This window comes from Sphaerisporangium sp. NPDC049457, from assembly GCF_055586705.1.
In genome coordinates, this window is sequence record NZ_JBVJHR010000008.1 from 256,477 (window position 1) to 272,081 (window position 15,605).

12 protein-coding genes are annotated in these 15,605 nt (G+C 72.5%); 6 read left to right on the forward strand and 6 right to left on the reverse strand.

Going from position 1 to position 15,605, the window contains the following annotated elements:
- Positions 1-23: 23 nt before the first annotated feature.
- Entirely contained in the window at positions 24-2,192 is a 2,169-nt protein-coding gene (locus ACZ6QO_RS15165) for a molybdopterin cofactor-binding domain-containing protein (protein ID WP_465851142.1), read from the forward strand.
- 46 nt (positions 2,193-2,238) lie between these two features.
- On the opposite strand, the gene ACZ6QO_RS15170 is transcribed toward ACZ6QO_RS15165, so the two are convergent.
- Positions 2,239-3,696 carry an excalibur calcium-binding domain-containing protein gene (locus ACZ6QO_RS15170; RefSeq protein ID WP_465851040.1) on the reverse strand — a complete coding sequence of 486 codons (1,458 nt, stop codon included), beginning with the start codon at positions 3,694-3,696 and terminating at the stop codon, positions 2,239-2,241.
- A gap of 445 nt (positions 3,697-4,141) precedes the next feature.
- On the opposite strand from ACZ6QO_RS15170, the gene ald reads away from it, so the two are divergent.
- Positions 4,142-5,257: an alanine dehydrogenase gene (gene ald / locus ACZ6QO_RS15175; RefSeq protein WP_465851042.1), complete on the forward strand. Its 1,116-nt coding sequence runs from the start codon at positions 4,142-4,144 to the stop codon at positions 5,255-5,257.
- A 78-nt stretch (positions 5,258-5,335) separates the two neighbouring features.
- On the opposite strand, the gene ACZ6QO_RS15180 is transcribed toward ald, so the two are convergent.
- A complete protein-coding gene (locus ACZ6QO_RS15180) occupies positions 5,336-6,052 on the reverse strand; it encodes a DUF3105 domain-containing protein (protein WP_465851044.1) in 717 nt (238 codons plus the stop codon).
- A gap of 124 nt (positions 6,053-6,176) precedes the next feature.
- Here ACZ6QO_RS15180 and ACZ6QO_RS15185 point away from each other — a divergent pair, with 124 nt between their 5' ends.
- Positions 6,177-6,809 carry a DUF305 domain-containing protein gene (locus ACZ6QO_RS15185; protein WP_465851045.1) on the forward strand — a complete coding sequence of 211 codons (633 nt, stop codon included), beginning with the start codon at positions 6,177-6,179 and terminating at the stop codon, positions 6,807-6,809.
- Positions 6,810-6,862: 53 nt separating this feature from the next.
- Here the strand turns inward: ACZ6QO_RS15185 and ACZ6QO_RS15190 are convergent, their stop codons facing one another.
- Genes ACZ6QO_RS15190 through ACZ6QO_RS15200 form a run of 3 tightly spaced genes read right to left on the reverse strand, consistent with a single transcriptional unit; the run spans position 6,863 to position 10,697 of the window.
- Positions 6,863-7,963: a threonine aldolase family protein gene (locus tag ACZ6QO_RS15190; RefSeq protein WP_465851046.1), complete on the reverse strand. Its 1,101-nt coding sequence runs from the start codon at positions 7,961-7,963 to the stop codon at positions 6,863-6,865.
- On the reverse strand, positions 7,960-8,640 hold the full coding sequence (locus ACZ6QO_RS15195; protein ID WP_465851048.1) for an SDR family NAD(P)-dependent oxidoreductase: 681 nt from the start codon (positions 8,638-8,640) through the stop codon (positions 7,960-7,962). Before ACZ6QO_RS15195 ends, ACZ6QO_RS15190 begins: the two co-directional genes overlap by 4 nt.
- Positions 8,637-10,697 carry a DUF6421 family protein gene (locus tag ACZ6QO_RS15200; protein WP_465851050.1) on the reverse strand — a complete coding sequence of 687 codons (2,061 nt, stop codon included), beginning with the start codon at positions 10,695-10,697 and terminating at the stop codon, positions 8,637-8,639. The genes ACZ6QO_RS15195 and ACZ6QO_RS15200 overlap by 4 nt, the downstream gene beginning before the upstream one ends.
- A 309-nt stretch (positions 10,698-11,006) precedes the next feature.
- Between ACZ6QO_RS15200 and ACZ6QO_RS15205 the strand changes: the two genes are divergently transcribed.
- Together ACZ6QO_RS15205 and ACZ6QO_RS15210 are read left to right on the forward strand one after the other, a co-directional pair.
- A complete protein-coding gene (locus tag ACZ6QO_RS15205; protein WP_465851051.1) occupies positions 11,007-12,728 on the forward strand; it encodes a hypothetical protein in 1,722 nt (573 codons plus the stop codon).
- On the forward strand, positions 12,725-14,449 hold the full coding sequence (locus ACZ6QO_RS15210) for a serine/threonine-protein kinase (protein ID WP_465851052.1): 1,725 nt from the start codon (positions 12,725-12,727) through the stop codon (positions 14,447-14,449). The genes ACZ6QO_RS15205 and ACZ6QO_RS15210 overlap by 4 nt, the downstream gene beginning before the upstream one ends.
- 75 nt (positions 14,450-14,524) lie before the next feature.
- Here ACZ6QO_RS15210 and ACZ6QO_RS15215 read toward each other — a convergent pair whose 3' ends face one another.
- Positions 14,525-14,998, reverse strand: coding sequence for an RrF2 family transcriptional regulator (locus ACZ6QO_RS15215; protein WP_465851054.1), 474 nt, complete (start codon positions 14,996-14,998; stop codon positions 14,525-14,527).
- Between the two features lie 113 nt (positions 14,999-15,111).
- On the opposite strand from ACZ6QO_RS15215, the gene ACZ6QO_RS15220 reads away from it, so the two are divergent.
- A complete protein-coding gene (locus ACZ6QO_RS15220; protein WP_465851055.1) occupies positions 15,112-15,579 on the forward strand; it encodes a carboxymuconolactone decarboxylase family protein in 468 nt (155 codons plus the stop codon).
- The last annotated feature ends 26 nt before the right edge of the window (positions 15,580-15,605 follow it).

The following is a 15,605-nucleotide window of genomic DNA, read 5'->3' on the forward strand; positions in this document are numbered from 1 at the left end:
CAGGCGCCGCCCGGCCGGACGGCATGCTCAAGGTGACCGGGGAGTTCGCCTACTCCTCCGATCTGTACCTGGCGGGCATGCTGTGGGGCGCCACGGTGCGCAGCCCGCACCCCTCCGCCTGGATCCGCTCGGTCGACATCGGCCCCGCGCTCGCGATCCCCGGCGTGCACGCCGTGCTCACCCACGAGGACGTCCCCGGCGAGCGCTTCTACGGCCTGGAGCACAAGGACCAGCCGGTGCTGGCCATCGACCAGGTCCGCTACCAGGGAGAACCGGTCGCGGTCGTCGCGGCGGACCACCCTGAGACCGCGCGGCGCGCGGCGGCGGCCGTCGTCGTCGAGTACGAGCCGCGCGAGGCCGTCACCGACCCGCGCCGCGCCCTGTTCGACCCCGGCTGCCCGCATGTCCTGCCCGGCGGCAACCTGGTGCGCCACCAGCCGGTGCGCGTCGGGAGCGTCCCGCCGTCGGCGGACGTCGTCGTCACCGGCGAGTACGAGGTCGGGATGCAGGACCAGGCGTTCCTCGGGCCCGAGTCCGGGATGGCCGTCCCCGCCGAGGACGGCGGCGTCGACCTGTTCGTCGCGACGCAGTGGCTGCACGTCGACCAGGACCAGATCGCCCCCTGCCTCGGCCTGCCCAAGGACAAGGTGCGGCTGACGCTGGCCGGCGTCGGAGGCGCGTTCGGCGCCCGCGAGGACCTGTCCATGCAGATCCACGCGAGCATGCTCGCCCTGCGCACCGGCCGGCCCGTCAAGTTCGTCTACGGCCGGGAGGAGTCGTTCTTCGGCCATGTCCACCGGCATCCCGCCCGCATGCGGTACGAGCACGGCGCCACCCGCGAAGGCAGGCTGGTCTACGTCAAGGCCGAGATAGTGCTGGACGGCGGGGCGTACTGCTCCTCCTCGCTCGCCGTCGTCGGCAACGCGGCCTCGCTCGGCGTCGGGCCGTACGAGGTGCCCAACATCGCGATCGACGCCTACGGCGCGTACACCAACAACCCGCCCTGCGGGGCGATGCGCGGTTTCGGCGCGGTGCAGGCGTGCTACGCCTACGAGTCGCAGATGGACCGGCTCGCCGAGGCGTGCGGGCTCGACCCGGTGGAGATCCGCCTGCGCAACGCCGTCTCGCAGGGGTCGCGGCTGGCGACCGGCCAGGTCATCGACTCCCCGGCCCCGCTCGCCGAGATGCTGCGCGAGCTGGCGGCCATGCCGCTGCCCGGCGGGTCGTGCTCGCCCGACCTGCGGTCACTGCCGGGCGGGGTCGCCCAGACGACGCACGGCGAGGGCGTGCGGCGCGGGGTCGGGTACGGCGTCGGCATCAAGAACATCTGCTTCTCGGAGGGGTTCGACGACTACTCGACGGCCCGCGTCAAGGTCGAGCTGCTCGGCGACGAGCCGCACGTCCTCGTGCACACCGCCGCCGCCGAGGTGGGGCAGGGCCTGGTCACCGTGCAGGCGCAGATCGCCCGCACCGAGCTCGCGGAGTTCGGCGTCCGGCGGGTGACCGTCGCTCCGGCCGACACCTCGGTCGGGTCGGCCGGCTCCAGCTCGGCGTCCCGGCAGTCGTACGTGACCGGCGGCGCGGTAAAGGCGGCGTGCGAGGCCGTGCGCGAGCGCCTCGTCGCGCTGCGCGCCGAGGAACCGGGTCGCACGCTGGAGGAACTGCTGCGCGAGCACGGACCCGTCGAGGAGACCCGGCAGTACCGCCACCGGCCGACCTACCCGATGGATCCGCTCACCGGTCAGGGCGACTCCCACACCCAGCTCGCGTTGTGCGTGCACCGCGCGGTCGTGGACGTGGACGTGGAGCTCGGCCTGGTAAAGGTCGTCGAGCTGGCCGCCGTCCAGGACGTCGGGAGGATCCTCAACCCGCCGGCGCTCGAAGGGCAGATCCACGGGGGCTCCGCGCAGGGGCTGGGGCTGGCGCTCATGGAGGAGATCCAGGTGCGCGACGGGCGCGTGCTGAACCCGTCGTTCACCGACTACCTGATCCCCACCATCCTCGACATGCCGCCCATGAAGCTGTCGATCATGGAGAATCCCGACCCGGCGGCGCCGTACGGCCTGCGCGGCGCGGGCGAACCGCCCACCCTGTCCTCGACCCCGGCCATAGCCGCCGCCGTCCGCGCCGCCACCGGCCTCCCCCTCCCCCGCGTCCCCATCCGCCCCCACGACATAGCCCTCCCCCACTGACTGACCACCCCGGTGGCCGCCGGTTCCCGGCCCGGTCGGGGGTGGGTCAGGTTATGTCGCCGCGTTCGCAGGCCACGCCGTCGTGGTCGCCGTCGACGTACCACTCGTACTCGGGGTGGACGCCCTTGGTGTAGGGGCCGTAGTTGGCCGCGTGGGCCTGCTTGCAACTGGGGAAGCGGGGGTCGGGGGTGCGGCCGGAGTCGCGTGCGGAGACGCCGGTGGCGCGGGCACTCGGAACGCCCGCCCCCAGACTCGCCGGTGCGGTTCGAGTGCCGGCGCCGGGAGTCTGCGTCGCGGACGGAGGGACGAGGGGCACGGAGCCCGGCTGCGAGGCGGAGGCGCTGGACGCCGGCGCCGTGGGTCCGCCGGCCGGTCCGGAGCCGGGCGGGCAGGTGGCGGAGCCGCCGAGCACTCCGGAGCCCTGGTCGCCGATCGTTCCGCCCGTGCCCAGGTCAGGCGTGGCGCCGCCCGTGCCCGGATTGCCGGTGGTGCCGCTGCCCGGGTTGCCCGTGGTACCCGTGCCAGGGTCGCCCGTCGGGCCCGTGCCGGGATTGCTGGGATTGCCGGTGCCGGGGTTGCCCGGGTTGCCGGTCGTGCCGGTGCCGGGTGGTGGGGTGGACGGGCAGTCGGCGCCGGGGGTGGGGACCGACGGGGTGGGAACGGCGGTGCCGGGGACCGCGCCGGAGGTGCCGAGGAGGCGGGACACGAGCGCGTCCGCGGTCTCCTTGGACAGCCCCGCGATGCTCAGGCTGTCCTCGGTCATGGGCTGGGCCACCCGCGGAGCGGTGACGACCTTGTCGTCCACCACGACGGCGAGCTGCTGCTTGAGGGTGTCCTCGATGAGGGCGGCGAGCCGGTAGCGGCTGTCGGGCGCCGTCACGATGCGCACGGAGTAGGTGCCGTCCCGATCGGGGACGCTGGTGACCTTGATCACTGACGTGACGGTGACGCCCCGGCCGACCTGGTAACACGTGGTCCCCGCGTCGTCGAGCACCGCCTCCGCGCCGGGACACGGAGCGGCGCGCACCCCCGTGACGGGGGCGAAATGGATGGGCGTGGCGAGCCGGCTCGGCGGGTCGGCGCCGAGCGGCAGGTCCGGCTGCCGTGTCATCAGCACGGCGATCGTGCCGAGGACGCCGGTGACGACGATCGCCACGAACAGCCCGGCGATCAGCGCGATGGTGGTGGCGCGCCCGGCCCGCGCGGGCCCGGGCGGCGGACCGCCGGGCGTGGACGGTCCTCCGGGTCCAGGGGGCGGGCCTCCGGAGCCCGGCGGCGGGGGCGGATCGCCATCGCCGGCGGGCGGCAGCCCGTCCTCGGCCGATGGCGCATCGGTGAACAGCGACCGCTCAGGGCCCTCGGGCTCCTCCGGATCGTCCATCGCGAGCCGGGACTCGACGGTGACCCGCAGCTCATCTGCGGGGTCGGCCGGAGGCGGATCGGCGAGACCCGGCAGCACGCCGGCCGGATCACCGTGATCGCCGGCCGCCGGACGGTTACGCATCCTCACCCCTTTGACATCACCCCGCTCTCAAGGACGGGGGGCCGCCCTTGATGTTCGGCGTCTGACATCGCTCGGCCGAGCCTATCGAGGCTCGCGCGTACGAGCTAACCGCGCAGGATGAGCATCGAGGAGAGGGTCCTACGCTGAAGATAACCTGACAATTCGCCCGTGCGCCTGGATCACTCCGGTATCCCGGCGGCCCGGGACCCCGATGGCCGTCGACGGCCGGCGGCGGCGGGCAGGCGGGCCCGGGTGAGCCGGAGGCGCTCCTGGGCAGTGCTTTCCCAATCACAACACGCGGGCCGGTCACGGCGTACCGGCGTCACAGGGGCCGGTCGGCGAACGCGAACAGGAAACCCCCCACGGCAGCCGGACGCGGCACGAGGAAGCCGGTCACGGAAGACGGAGAGGGCGATCCGCCCGCCCCGGGTCCAAGGAGGATCTCATGAAGGTCGGAATACCCCGAGAGGTGAAGGACCACGAGCACCGCGTCGCCCTCACCCCCGCGGGGGCCAACGAACTGGTCCGCCACGGCCACCTGGTCTTCATCGAGAGGGGCGCGGGCGCGGGCTCCTCGATCCCGGACGAGGACTTCAGGGCGGCGGGCGCGGAGATCCTCGACTCGGCCGAGGAGGTCTGGCGGGAAGGCGACATGATCCTCAAGGTCAAGGAGCCCATCGCCTCGGAGTACCCCCTGATGCGTCAGGGCCAGGTCCTGTTCACCTACCTTCACCTGGCGGCGTCCCGGAAGCTCACGCTGGCGATACTCGAGTCCGGCGTCACCGCGATCGCCTACGAGACCGTGCAGACGGCGAACGGCGCACTGCCGCTGCTCGCGCCCATGTCGGAGGTCGCGGGACGTCTCGCGCCACAGGTCGGCGCGTACCACCTGATGCGGCAGGGCGGCGGCAGGGGCGTGCTCATGGGCGGGGTCCCCGGGGTCTATCCCGCCAAGGTGGTGGTGCTGGGCGCCGGGGTCACCGGCATGAACGCCGCGACGATCGCGCTCGGGATGCAGGCGGAGGTCCTGCTCCTGGACAAGAACATCGACCGGCTCCGTCAGGCCGACACCATCTACCGGGGGCACCTGCAGACCGTCGCCTCCAACACCTACGAGATCGAGCGCGCCGTCCTGGACGCCGACCTGGTGATCGGCGCGGTGCTGGTCCCGGGGGCCAAGGCGCCCAAGCTGGTGACCAACGAGATGGTGGCGCGGATGAAGGAGGGGTCGGTGCTGGTCGACATCTCGATCGACCAGGGCGGGGCGTTCGAGGACTCCCGGCCGACCACCCACGCCCATCCGACCTACCGGGTGCACGACTCGGTGTTCTACTGCGTGGCCAACATGCCGGGGGCCGTGCCGCACACCTCGACGTACGCGCTGACCAACGTCACCATCCCCTACGCCCTGGCGATCGCCGACAAGGGCTGGCGGGAGGCGCTGCGGGACGACCCGGCGCTGGCGCTCGGGCTCAACGCCCACGCGGGCATCCTCACCAGCCGGCCGGTGGGCGAGGCCCACGCGCTGGAAGCCGTGGACCCCGAGAACGTCCTGGAGTGACCGCACCCCTGGGCGGGCGCGCGGGCCTACGGCGTGGGGCCGTACGGCGCGCGGCCGCCCGGGGGACGGAACGGACGGTCAGGAACTGGGCGTGGCGCTCGGCATGGGAGCGTCCGAGGCGGTCGGGGCCGCCGAACCGCTCGGTGCCGGGGACGGGGAGGTGGTGGGCAGCGGGTTGTCCGCGGCGAGCGCGGAGGTGCTGCCTTGGCCGGTGCAGGTGGCGCCGTACTCGGGCGTCGTGCTCGGGTTCTGCTTGTACTTGGTGATGTACTTGGGCAGACGGGGGTCGTCGGCGCCCTTGAGCGTGAGCTGGTGGTTCCAGGAGCTGACCACCACCGGCGCCTGCAGGCCCGGGTAGGGGCTGAGCAGGATGTAGTCGGAGGTGACGAGCGCCTTGAGCTTGTCCACCTCCGCCTTGGGCAGGTCGGGCCGGTAGGTGATCCAGACCGAGCCGTGCTCCATGGAGTGCACGCCGTTCTCGGCGTTGATCGGCGCGTCGTAGGGCCCGCACTGCTGCCACTGCGGGTTGTGCTCACCGCCGACCGGCGGGTTCTCCTTGTAGTTGACCTTGATCGAGGTGTGCTGCGAGCCCTTGTAGGAGAAGGTCTTGACCCCCTCCAGCGAGGTGGCCGCGTTCTCCTTGATGACGTAGAAGCCGACCAGGCCGACCACGAGGACGATGACGAAGGCGCCGACACCCCACATGAGCATCGCCGTGCGCCGTTCCTTGCGCTTCTGCGCGGCGCGCAGCTGGGCGAGATGCTCCCGCCGTGCCTGCGTCCTCTCCTTGCCCATCGTGTCTCCTCCAACGGCTGTTCAGGACGTGTGTGTTCAAGCTGCCGATACTTATGTGGAGGATAGTGGGTAGGTAATAACGTTTGCGTTCAACGCCCAGGACGATCACTATTCTTGGCTGGCTATGGTCAACTCTCGCTTCCGCACGGTCCTCGTCGCGCTGATCTCGTGCGCGGTGACGGCCGTCGTCATGTTCCTGCTCCTGGGGCGCTCGGCGCCGCCGGGTGACGCCTCCCCCGAGGCCGGTTTCGCGCGTGACATGGCGGTTCACCACGCGCAGGCGGTCGAGATGAGCTTCGCCGTGCGGGAGGTCAGCACCGATCCCGGCATCCGCGGCCTGTCCTACGACATCATCACGACCCAGACGGCCCAGCGTGGAATTTTCATGGGATGGCTGCAGCAGTGGGGCCTGAATCAGGCGGGCTCCCAGCCCGCGATGGCGTGGATGGCGGGACACGGGCACGGCGGCTCGGCCACCGGTGCGCCCACGGGCGCGGACGGCGCCGCGGCGATGCCCGGCATGGCGACCCCCGACGAGCTGAAGCGCCTGAAGGACGCCAAGGGCGAGGACGCGGAGATCCTCTTCCTCCAGCTCATGATCCGCCACCACCGGGGCGGAGTGGACATGGCCAAGGCGGTGCTCAAGCTGTCCAGCCGCGACGAGGTGCGCGCGATGGCGCAGAACATCGTGGACACCCAGGACAGCGAGATCGCCTACATGACCGAACTCCTCACCGCCCGCAACGCCAAGCCCTGACCCCACGCCGTGCCCTGAGCCCGCCGAGCGCAGCGAGGCAAAAAAACACTGCTCTATCGCAGTTCCTCGGCGATGGCGGCGGCGAAGGCGTCGACGTCGGCCTCGGTGGTGTCGAAGGCGGTCATCCAGCGGACCTCTCCGGTGGCCTCGTTCCAGGTGTAGAAGCGGAAACGCTTGCGCACCCGGTCGGCGACCTCGCGGGGCAGGACGGCGAAGACGGCGTTGGCCTCCACGGCCCGGGTCACGGTGACCCCGGGGAGGTCTCGCACCGCGGCGGCCAGGCGCGCGGCCATGGCGTTGGCGTTGCGGGCGTTGCGCAGCCACAGGTCTCCGGCGAGCAGGGCCTCGAACTGCGCCGACACGAAGCGCATCTTGGAGGCGAGCTGCATCGAGCTCTTGCGCAGGTAGATCAGCCCGCGGACGGCCGCCGGGTTCAGCACGACGATGACCTCGCCGAACATCAGCCCGCCCTTGGTGCCGCCGAAGGACAGCACGTCCACCCCGGCGTCCGTGGTGAGCGCCCGCAGCGGCACGTCCAGCGCGGCCGCGGCGTTGATCAGGCGTGATCCGTCCAGGTGCAGCAGCAGGCCGAGCTCGCGGCAGTGCGCCGAGAGCGCGGAGATCTGTTCGGGGGTGTAGACGGTGCCGAGCTCGGTGCTCTCGGTGATCGTCACGACCCTGGGCTGGGCGCGGTGCTCGTCCCCGAAGCCCCACGCCTGGCGGTCGACCAGCTCGGGGGTGAGCTTGCCGTCGGGCGTGGGGACGGTGAGCAGCTTGAGCCCGGCCATCTTCTCGGGCGCGCCGCCCTCGTCGGTGTTGACGTGGGCGCTCTCGGCGCAGATGACGGCCTCCCAGGGCGCGGTCATCGCCCGCAAGCCGACGACGTTGGCGCCGGTGCCGTTGAACACCGGCCACGCCTGGGCGTCCGGCCCGAAGTGCCGCTGGAAGATCTGCTGGAGCGCCTCGGTGTAGACGTCCTCGCCGTAGGCGATCTGGTGGCCGCCGTTGGCGGTGGCGATCGCCTGGAGGACCTCCGGGTGGACGCCCGCGTAGTTGTCGCTGGCGAACGTCCTGACCTCGGGGTCGTGGCGCCGCCGCGCCCCGGCCGGGTGCTCCTGCGCCCGCCCGGGGCCGTGCTCGTGTGCGGCGGTCACGTCGTCAGGTCCAGCCGGACGCCGTTGACCTCGCCCGCCGGTCGGTCCCACAGCCCGGCGACGGCGGCGGCCAGGTCGTCGACGTCGGTGAAGCCGGGGAACTTCCTGTGGGGGCTCGCCTCGCGCATGCCGTCGTGGACCAGTGCCTTGACCACCAGGATGGTGGCGGCGCTGTGGGTGTCGCGCAGCGCGTCGGCCATGGCGAGCGTCCAGGCCTCCGCGGCCGCCTTGGCCGCCGCGTAGGCGGCGCCGCCCTGGGTGGGCGCCTGGGCGGCCTTGGCGGACACGATGGCGAAGCGTCCATCGTCGCTCGCGCGCAGCAGCGGCTCGAAGGCCAGCGTGACGTTCTGCAGGGTGCGGATGAGCAGCTCGTGCAGGGCGTCCCAGTCGGCGAGGTCGGTGTCGGCGAAGGTCTTGGACCCCCGCCAGCCGCCGACGAGGTGGACGACCCCGTCGACCCGGCCGTGCTCGCGCCGGATGTCACCCGCCACCTCGCGGACGGCGTCGCCGTCGGTGAGGTCGACCGCGCGCACCCCGTCGGAGGCGTGCCTGGCCAGGCCGATGACGGTGTCGCCGCGCGCGGCGAGCCGCGCCGTGACGGCCCGGCCGCTCGGCCCGCCGGCCCCGGCGACGACCACGACCCTGCTCGCCGCCCGGCCCTCGTCGCTACGGCTCACGCGCGGATTCCCTTCGTCGCCTCGATGACTCCGGAAAGCTTACGACGCAGGGCCTCGTAGAACATGCTCAGGGGGAACTCGTCGGGCAGCACCGCGTCGACCACGGCCTTCGGGAAGCCCTCGACCGGCAGGGCGTCGGCGCCGCGGTGCCACACCGACGCCGGGTGCGGGGCGACGTAGGCGGCGACGAGCTGGTGCGCGGCCAGCCAGTGGGCCAGCTTCGAGCGGTCGATGCCGTCGCGGTAGAGCTTCTCGACCTGGCCGCGCAGGTCGGCGACACAGCCGGCGACGCGGTCCCAGTCGATGGAGAGCCGGTTGTCGGTCCAGCGGACGACGTCGTTGCGGTGCAGGTAGGCGAACAGCAGCTGGCCGCCGAGTCCGTCGTAGTTGCGCACCCGCTCGCCGGTGATCGGGAAGCGGAACAGCCGGTCGAACAGGATCGCGTACTGCACGTACCGGGCGTGCGGCACGCCCCGTTCCTCCAGGGCGACGGCCTCGCCGAACGCGGTGAGGTCGCAGCGCAGCTCTTCCAGCGAGTACAGCCAGTACGGCATGCGCTGCTTGATCATGAACGGGTCGAAGGGCAGGTCGCCGTGGCTGTGGGTACGGTCGTGCACGAGGTCCCAGAGCACGAAGGTGTCCTGGGCGAGCTCCTGGCTGTCCAGCAGCCGGGCGGCGTCCGGCGGAAGGGCCAGCTTGAGGGTCTCGGCGGCGGCGCGGCTGACGCTGCGGAACCGGGCGGCCTCGCGGTCGCAGAAGATGGCGCCCCAGGTGAACCGCGGCGGGGTCTCGCGGACCGCGACGGTCTCGGGGAACAGCACCGCGCTGTTGGTGTCGTAGCCGGCGGTGAAGTCGACGAAGCTGATCGGCACGAACATGGGGTTGTCGTACTGCTCGCGCTCCAGCGCGGCGAGCCAGTCGGGCCACACCGTACGGATCCAGACGGCCTCCAGGTTGCGGGCCGGGTTGCCGTTCTGGGTGTACATCGGGAAGACGACCAGGTGCTCCAGTCCGTCGACCCGCTGGGTGTCGGGGTGGAAGGCGTCGAGCGAGTCGAGGAAGTCGGGCACGCCGAATCCGGACGCCTGCCATTCGCGCAGGTCGGCGAGGACGGCGGCGAGGTAGTCCCGGTCGTGGGGGAAGCGCGGGGCGAGCTTCTCCACTCCGGCGGCGACGCGGTCGACGATGGGCGAGGCGGCCGCGGCGTCGGCCACCGAGCCGTCCTTGGCGGTGAGGGGGCGCAGTTCCTCGATGGCGGCCTTCAGCGCGGCGAAGTCGGGGTCGGCCGCGTCCGTGCCGCCGGCGCCGGCCGGGACGCGCGCGGCCCAGGTGACGACGTTGGCCCACAGCCGGGAGTGCCGCAGGTCGTCGATGGAGTCGTCGCCGAACAGGTCGGAGTCGGCGAAGACGACCACCCTGCCCTCCCCGTGCCGCAGGGCCACGGCGAGGGCCCGTCCGGCCGGGTCGGCGGAGGGGGAGGTCTGGAACAGGACGGTCGCGTCCGCGGGCGGGGTGAGCACGCCGGCGCGGTAGAAGCACGCCTCGCGGGCGCCGGCGGTCAGGTCCTCCCCCGCGCCGGGCGCGGGAACGCCGAGCACCCAGGTGGCCACGCCGTTGTAGGAGTTGCCCGGGTCCTGGACGGTGGCGTGCTCGACGCCGACGCCGAACCGGGCCAGCAGGTCGGCGAGGTTGTTGCCGTACTTCTCCTGCTCGCACTCGGCGAGCACGACGAGGCCGCCGCCCGCGGAGACGTACCGCTCGATGGCGTCGATCTCCTCGGCGGGGAAGGCGGGGCTGCCGAGGCCGGTGGTGCGCTCCCAGCGGTCGGCGGAGGGGTGGGCGACGACGAAGACGTCGTGGGCGTTCAGCACGGCCGGGGTGACCGGGCCCTCGATGTGCGCCGTGACGGTGTGGCCGAGGCCGCGCAGCACCTGCGCGGCGCGGGCGTAGCTGTTGTCGTCGGGGTGCGCCGGGTTGATCGCCTCGGCGACCTCGCGGCGGATCGTCCAGGACTCGCTGTGCGCCTCGTCGAACAGCACCCGCGGAAAGGCCCTCATACCGCCCCATCCCTCCGTCAGTTAAATATCTTCCGTTTATGTCCGCTTATGTACGGAAAATATACATGCACGACGCCGAGCAGCGGGAAACCATCACGCCCGCCCCTCGGCGGCGGCCCGGCCGGAGGACGAACGGTCCCCTCGCCCGGCCGTCTCCCCAGGCGCTCCAGGGCCGGCCGAGATCGACAACTGCTGTCGCAGATCGTTCAACGATCGATTGCAAGTCCATGACGGCGGCCGGATCGGCCTTGTACGAGGCAGCCCGCGCTGAGACGCTTGACTCAACCGGGCCCGGAACAGGAGGCGGAGATGCCCCGCCTGCACCACCTCGTCGCGGGGCTGAGCGCCTTGACAGCGCTCGCCCTCCCCATGCACCCTCATCCCACCGGCTCCACCGACCGCGTCACGCCTGGAACGGTCCGGGTGGAGGCGAAGGCGCACATAACCATCAACCTGCTCGACGACCGGGGAGTCATCCAGCAGGTCGTCCGCGAGTACGACACGCCGGTCGGCATCGGCAGCGGGTTCACCGTCTCACCCGACGGGGTCGTGGTCACCGCCACCGGGGTCGTGCGGCCGAGCAAGGACCCCACCATCTACGCCGCCAACCGGGTCTTCGCCGAATACTTCAAGGTCAAGATCCCGGCCGACTTCTCGCGGCACAAGCTGAAGAACCCCGAGCTCAACGCCCGCCTGCAGGCCTGCTACCCGCCGCACCGCGAGAACTCCAACTGCATCGCCACCTCCACGCCCAAGATCACGGTATTCCCGTACGCCGACCCGCCCGTGCCCGAGGGGTATCCCGCCGAGCTGCTGCGCACCGGCAACTCTCCCGGGTCGCCCGCGGTGCTCAAGCTGACCAAGGGCGGCGAGGACGGCACGCTGCCGACGGTGCCGCTCGGCACGACGCTGGGCAGCGGCATCGAGTCGGTGGACACCATCGGCCTGCCGAGCCGGCCGAGCGCCAAGGCCCCGCCGAAGATCGAGACGGCGCACCTCGACCCGCCCGGCGGACGCACGTTCAAGCCCGCCGAGCGGACCAAGCTCAAGACGTTCCTGCGCCAGGACGGCGACGGCGGGGCCGTGATCGACGACGGCAAGAGCGAGGTCATCGGCCTGATCACCGGCACCGGCGACGCGGCGACGCTCACCCCGGTGGACGACATCCGCGCCGCGCTGGTGGCCGCCGACGTGACGGCGCGGCGCGGCCCGGTGGACGTGGTGTACGAGACCGCTCTCGCGCCGTACCACAACAAGTTCTACGCCAACGCGATCCCCGTCCTTGAGCAGGTGCTGCGGCTGCGTCCCGACCACGCGGTCGCCCAGGACCACCTGCGCGTGGCCCGCGCCAACCGCGGGGGCACGCCGTCGGCGGGGACGGCCAAGAGCCCCGCGGCCGTCGCGGGCAAGGCCACCGGCTCGCCGCTGCTGCTGCCGGTGTCCGCCGGCATCGTGGCCCTGGCCGCCGCGGCCGCCGTCGCGGTGCCGCTGCTGGCGCGGCGGCGACGCCGTCGCGCGGACGCCGGCCTCGCGGCCGATGGAATGCCCGAGTCGTTCCCCGCGCTCTCGGCGTTCTCGGGCGCGCCGGCGGATCCGGCGGGCTCGTTCGGCTCGCTCGCACCGGCGGGCCCGGGCGGCTCCGGAAACGCCGGGGTCTCCGCCCGGCCGCCGCACGGCACCCAGACGATGGATCCTCCGCACCCGCCCGACGGGTCGGTCCCGCCGTACCTGAGGTCGCCGGCCCGCGGGCCCAGCACGGGACCATCGGCGACGCCGGTCGCCGTGCCCGGCGGCACGGGCGGCATCAGCAGCAGGCCCGCCGGCGATCCCGACGCCCCAGGGCCTCGCGGGCCCGCGTCCGGCGCGGCCTCCGCCGGCGCCCACGCCCCCGGCGGACCCGCGGAGGCCGGCGGCGGCCCCGGCTCCAACCCCTCCGGCGGCGCGCTGGTGCGCTTCTGCACGCAGTGCGGCATGCGCCTGGGCAAGGCGCACCGCTTCTGCGGCTTCTGCGGGAGCCCGGTGGACCAATGAGCGAGCCGGGCTTCTCGATGCCGCCGCTGATCGGCGCGCAGGTGGCCGACTACGTCGTCGAGGCGGTCGTCGGGCGCGGCGGCATGGCCACCGTCTACCGCGCGCGCGACCGCCGCCTCGGCCGCGCGGTGGCGCTCAAGGTGCTGGCCCCGCAGCTCTCGGCGGACCAGCGCTTCCGCGACCGGTTCGTGCGCGAGTCGCGCGTGGTCGCGGCCGTCGACCACCCCAACATCATCCCGATCTACGAGGCCGGCGAGAGCGGCGACCTGCTGTTCATCGCCATGCGGTACGTCGACGGCGCCGACCTGCGCAAGCTCATCCAGGGCAGCGGCCCGCTGCCCATCGCCCGCGCCTACCGCCTGTTCTCCCAGATCGCCTCGGCGCTGGACGCCGCCCACCAGCACGGCCTGGTGCACCGCGACGTGAAGCCGGCCAACATCCTGGTCGCCGACGGCTCCGACCGCGACCCCGAGCACGTGTACCTGACCGACTTCGGGCTGACCAAGAGCACCTTCTCCGAGGCCGGGCTGACCAGCCACGGCCACTTCATGGGCACCCCGCGCTACGTGGCGCCCGAGCAGATCCGCGGGCTGCCCGTGGACGGCCGCAGCGACCTGTACGCGTTCGCCTGCGTCGTGTACGAGGCGCTCACCGGGCTGCCGCCGTTCCAGCGGGACACCGAGCTGGCCCTGCTCTACGCGCACGTCTCGCACGACCCGCCGCCGCTGACGCCGTACCGGCCGGACCTGCCGCACTCGGTCAACGAGGTGATGGGCCGTGCCCTCGCCAAGTCGCCGGCCGAGCGGTACGTCACCTGCCGCCAGTTCGTCGCCGCCCTGCGCGACGCGATCAGCTCCGACGACCAGCCCACCGGCGTGCAGCAGGCGGGGTCGCGGCAGGGCCCCGCCGAGGGGGCGACCGCCGTTCCGTCGTACCCGCCGCCCGCCGAGCACGCCGCCGCCATGGAGGCGGCGGAGCCGACCGCCGCCGTGCGATCGTTCACGGCGTGGCAGGCGTCCTCCGGGCACGCGTCCCTCGGGCCGGTCACCCGGCCGCCGGGCGCGGCCGGCGGCGCGCGTCCCGCCGTGCCCGCCCGCGGGCGGCGCCGGTGGATGGGCGCGATCATCGGCGCGGGCGCGGCACTGGTCGCGGTCGCGGTCGCCGCCGCTCTGCTGCTCAGCCAGACGACGGCATCGGTGGGCGCCAAGCGCTACCTCGGGAGCACGGCGGTGCCGATGTCCTTCGAGTACCCGGGCGGGTGGGAGGCACGCACGCACGCCGACGAGTACGCCGTCGTCTCGCCGGCGGCCGCGGAGTTCGACACGCTGTTCTCGGTGCCCATCGCCTCGGACTGGACGGCGGTCAACGCCCTGCTCACCGCCCACCCCGAGCGGGCGATGGGCCTGTTCGCCGAGGTGAACGACACCATCACCACCTCCGACCCGCCTGAGACCCTCAAGCGCAGCCTCAGCTTCGTGCTGCCGGGCCCCGCGGACTTCGCCTCGGCGCTCACCACGGACACGGTGGCGGGGAAACCGGCCTTCCGCCTGACCGGGGTGGTGAACGACCCCGCCCAGCAGGGCCGCCTCGACCTGATCGTCTACATCGTCGGCCGAGGTCAGGGGCAGCCGGTCGGCCTGCTGGCCTTCTTCTGCCCGCCCGGCGGATGCGACCAGTCCGTCATCGACCGCATCCTCGCCAGCGTCACCTTCACCTCTTAGCGCTGCGACCGGAAACGATCACCGGGGCCGTGGAAGGCTCGTCGCCGTTGGCCGTGGAGGGCTAGTCGCCGTCGCTCAGGCGCGCAGCCACTCCCGGGCCCCCGCGAGTATCTCAGGTGGCGTCGTACGGTCGACGTCGGCGATCAGGTCGGCGATGGTGACCGCCCGTAGCGACTCCCGCCAGGCGCGGTCGGCGGAATCCATCGTGCGGGCGATCGGGCAGGGAGTGTCACACCGCTCCGGCGGCACGGCCATCGGGCCCCGCTGACGCACTTCCGTACACCGGAACGCCGGCTGGACGCCGTCGATCGCCTCTACCACGTCCAGCACCGTGATCTCATTCGCGGCCCGAGTCAGCACATAGCCGCCGGACTGGCCCAGGGTCGAGCGCACAAGGCCTGCGCGGGACAACAGTTGCAGCTGTTTGGCCAGATAGCTCTGCGAGACGTCGTGCAGCTCGGCGAGCTTGGCCGCCGTCACCGGCGCGCCCGCCCCACTGAGCGCGACGCAGCAGTGCAAGCCCCACTCGACCCCGCCTGACATCTTCATTCGCCCAGCCTACTTGACTCGGACAACTCTTGTCCGAATAGAATCCCGGACAAGAGTTATCCGAATTCGGGAGTGGGACATGCGCATCCACGCCCGAACCTGAAGGAGAGATCATGACCACCCACGTGCACGCCGGTGAGCCCCGCCTCGACCTGCGGACGGCCGCCCCGAAGGCCGCCAAGGCGCTCTACGCCGCGGACCAGGCCATTCTCACCTCGCCACTCGATCCGACCATCCGCGAGCTGGTCAAGCTGCGTACGTCGCAGATCAACCACTGCGTGCACTGCATCGACCTGCACAGCCACGATGCGTTGGAGCAGGGCGAATCGCTGAACCGCATCATCCAGCTGTCCGCGTGGCGCGAATCGGCGCTGTTCACCCCGGCGGAGCGGGCGGCGCTGGAGTACACCGAGGCCGCGACGACGCTGACCCCGCACGGCGTCGGCGACGAGGTCTGGGCCGGCGTCCGCGACCTCATGACCGACGAGGAACTCGGCGCGCTGGTCGTCCAGGTGGCTCTGATGAACGCCTTCAACCGGCTCGGTGTCCCGCTGCAGATGCCGGCGCGGCCTCGCGATTGACGATCTAGGGGAGGGTCTGTCGCGCC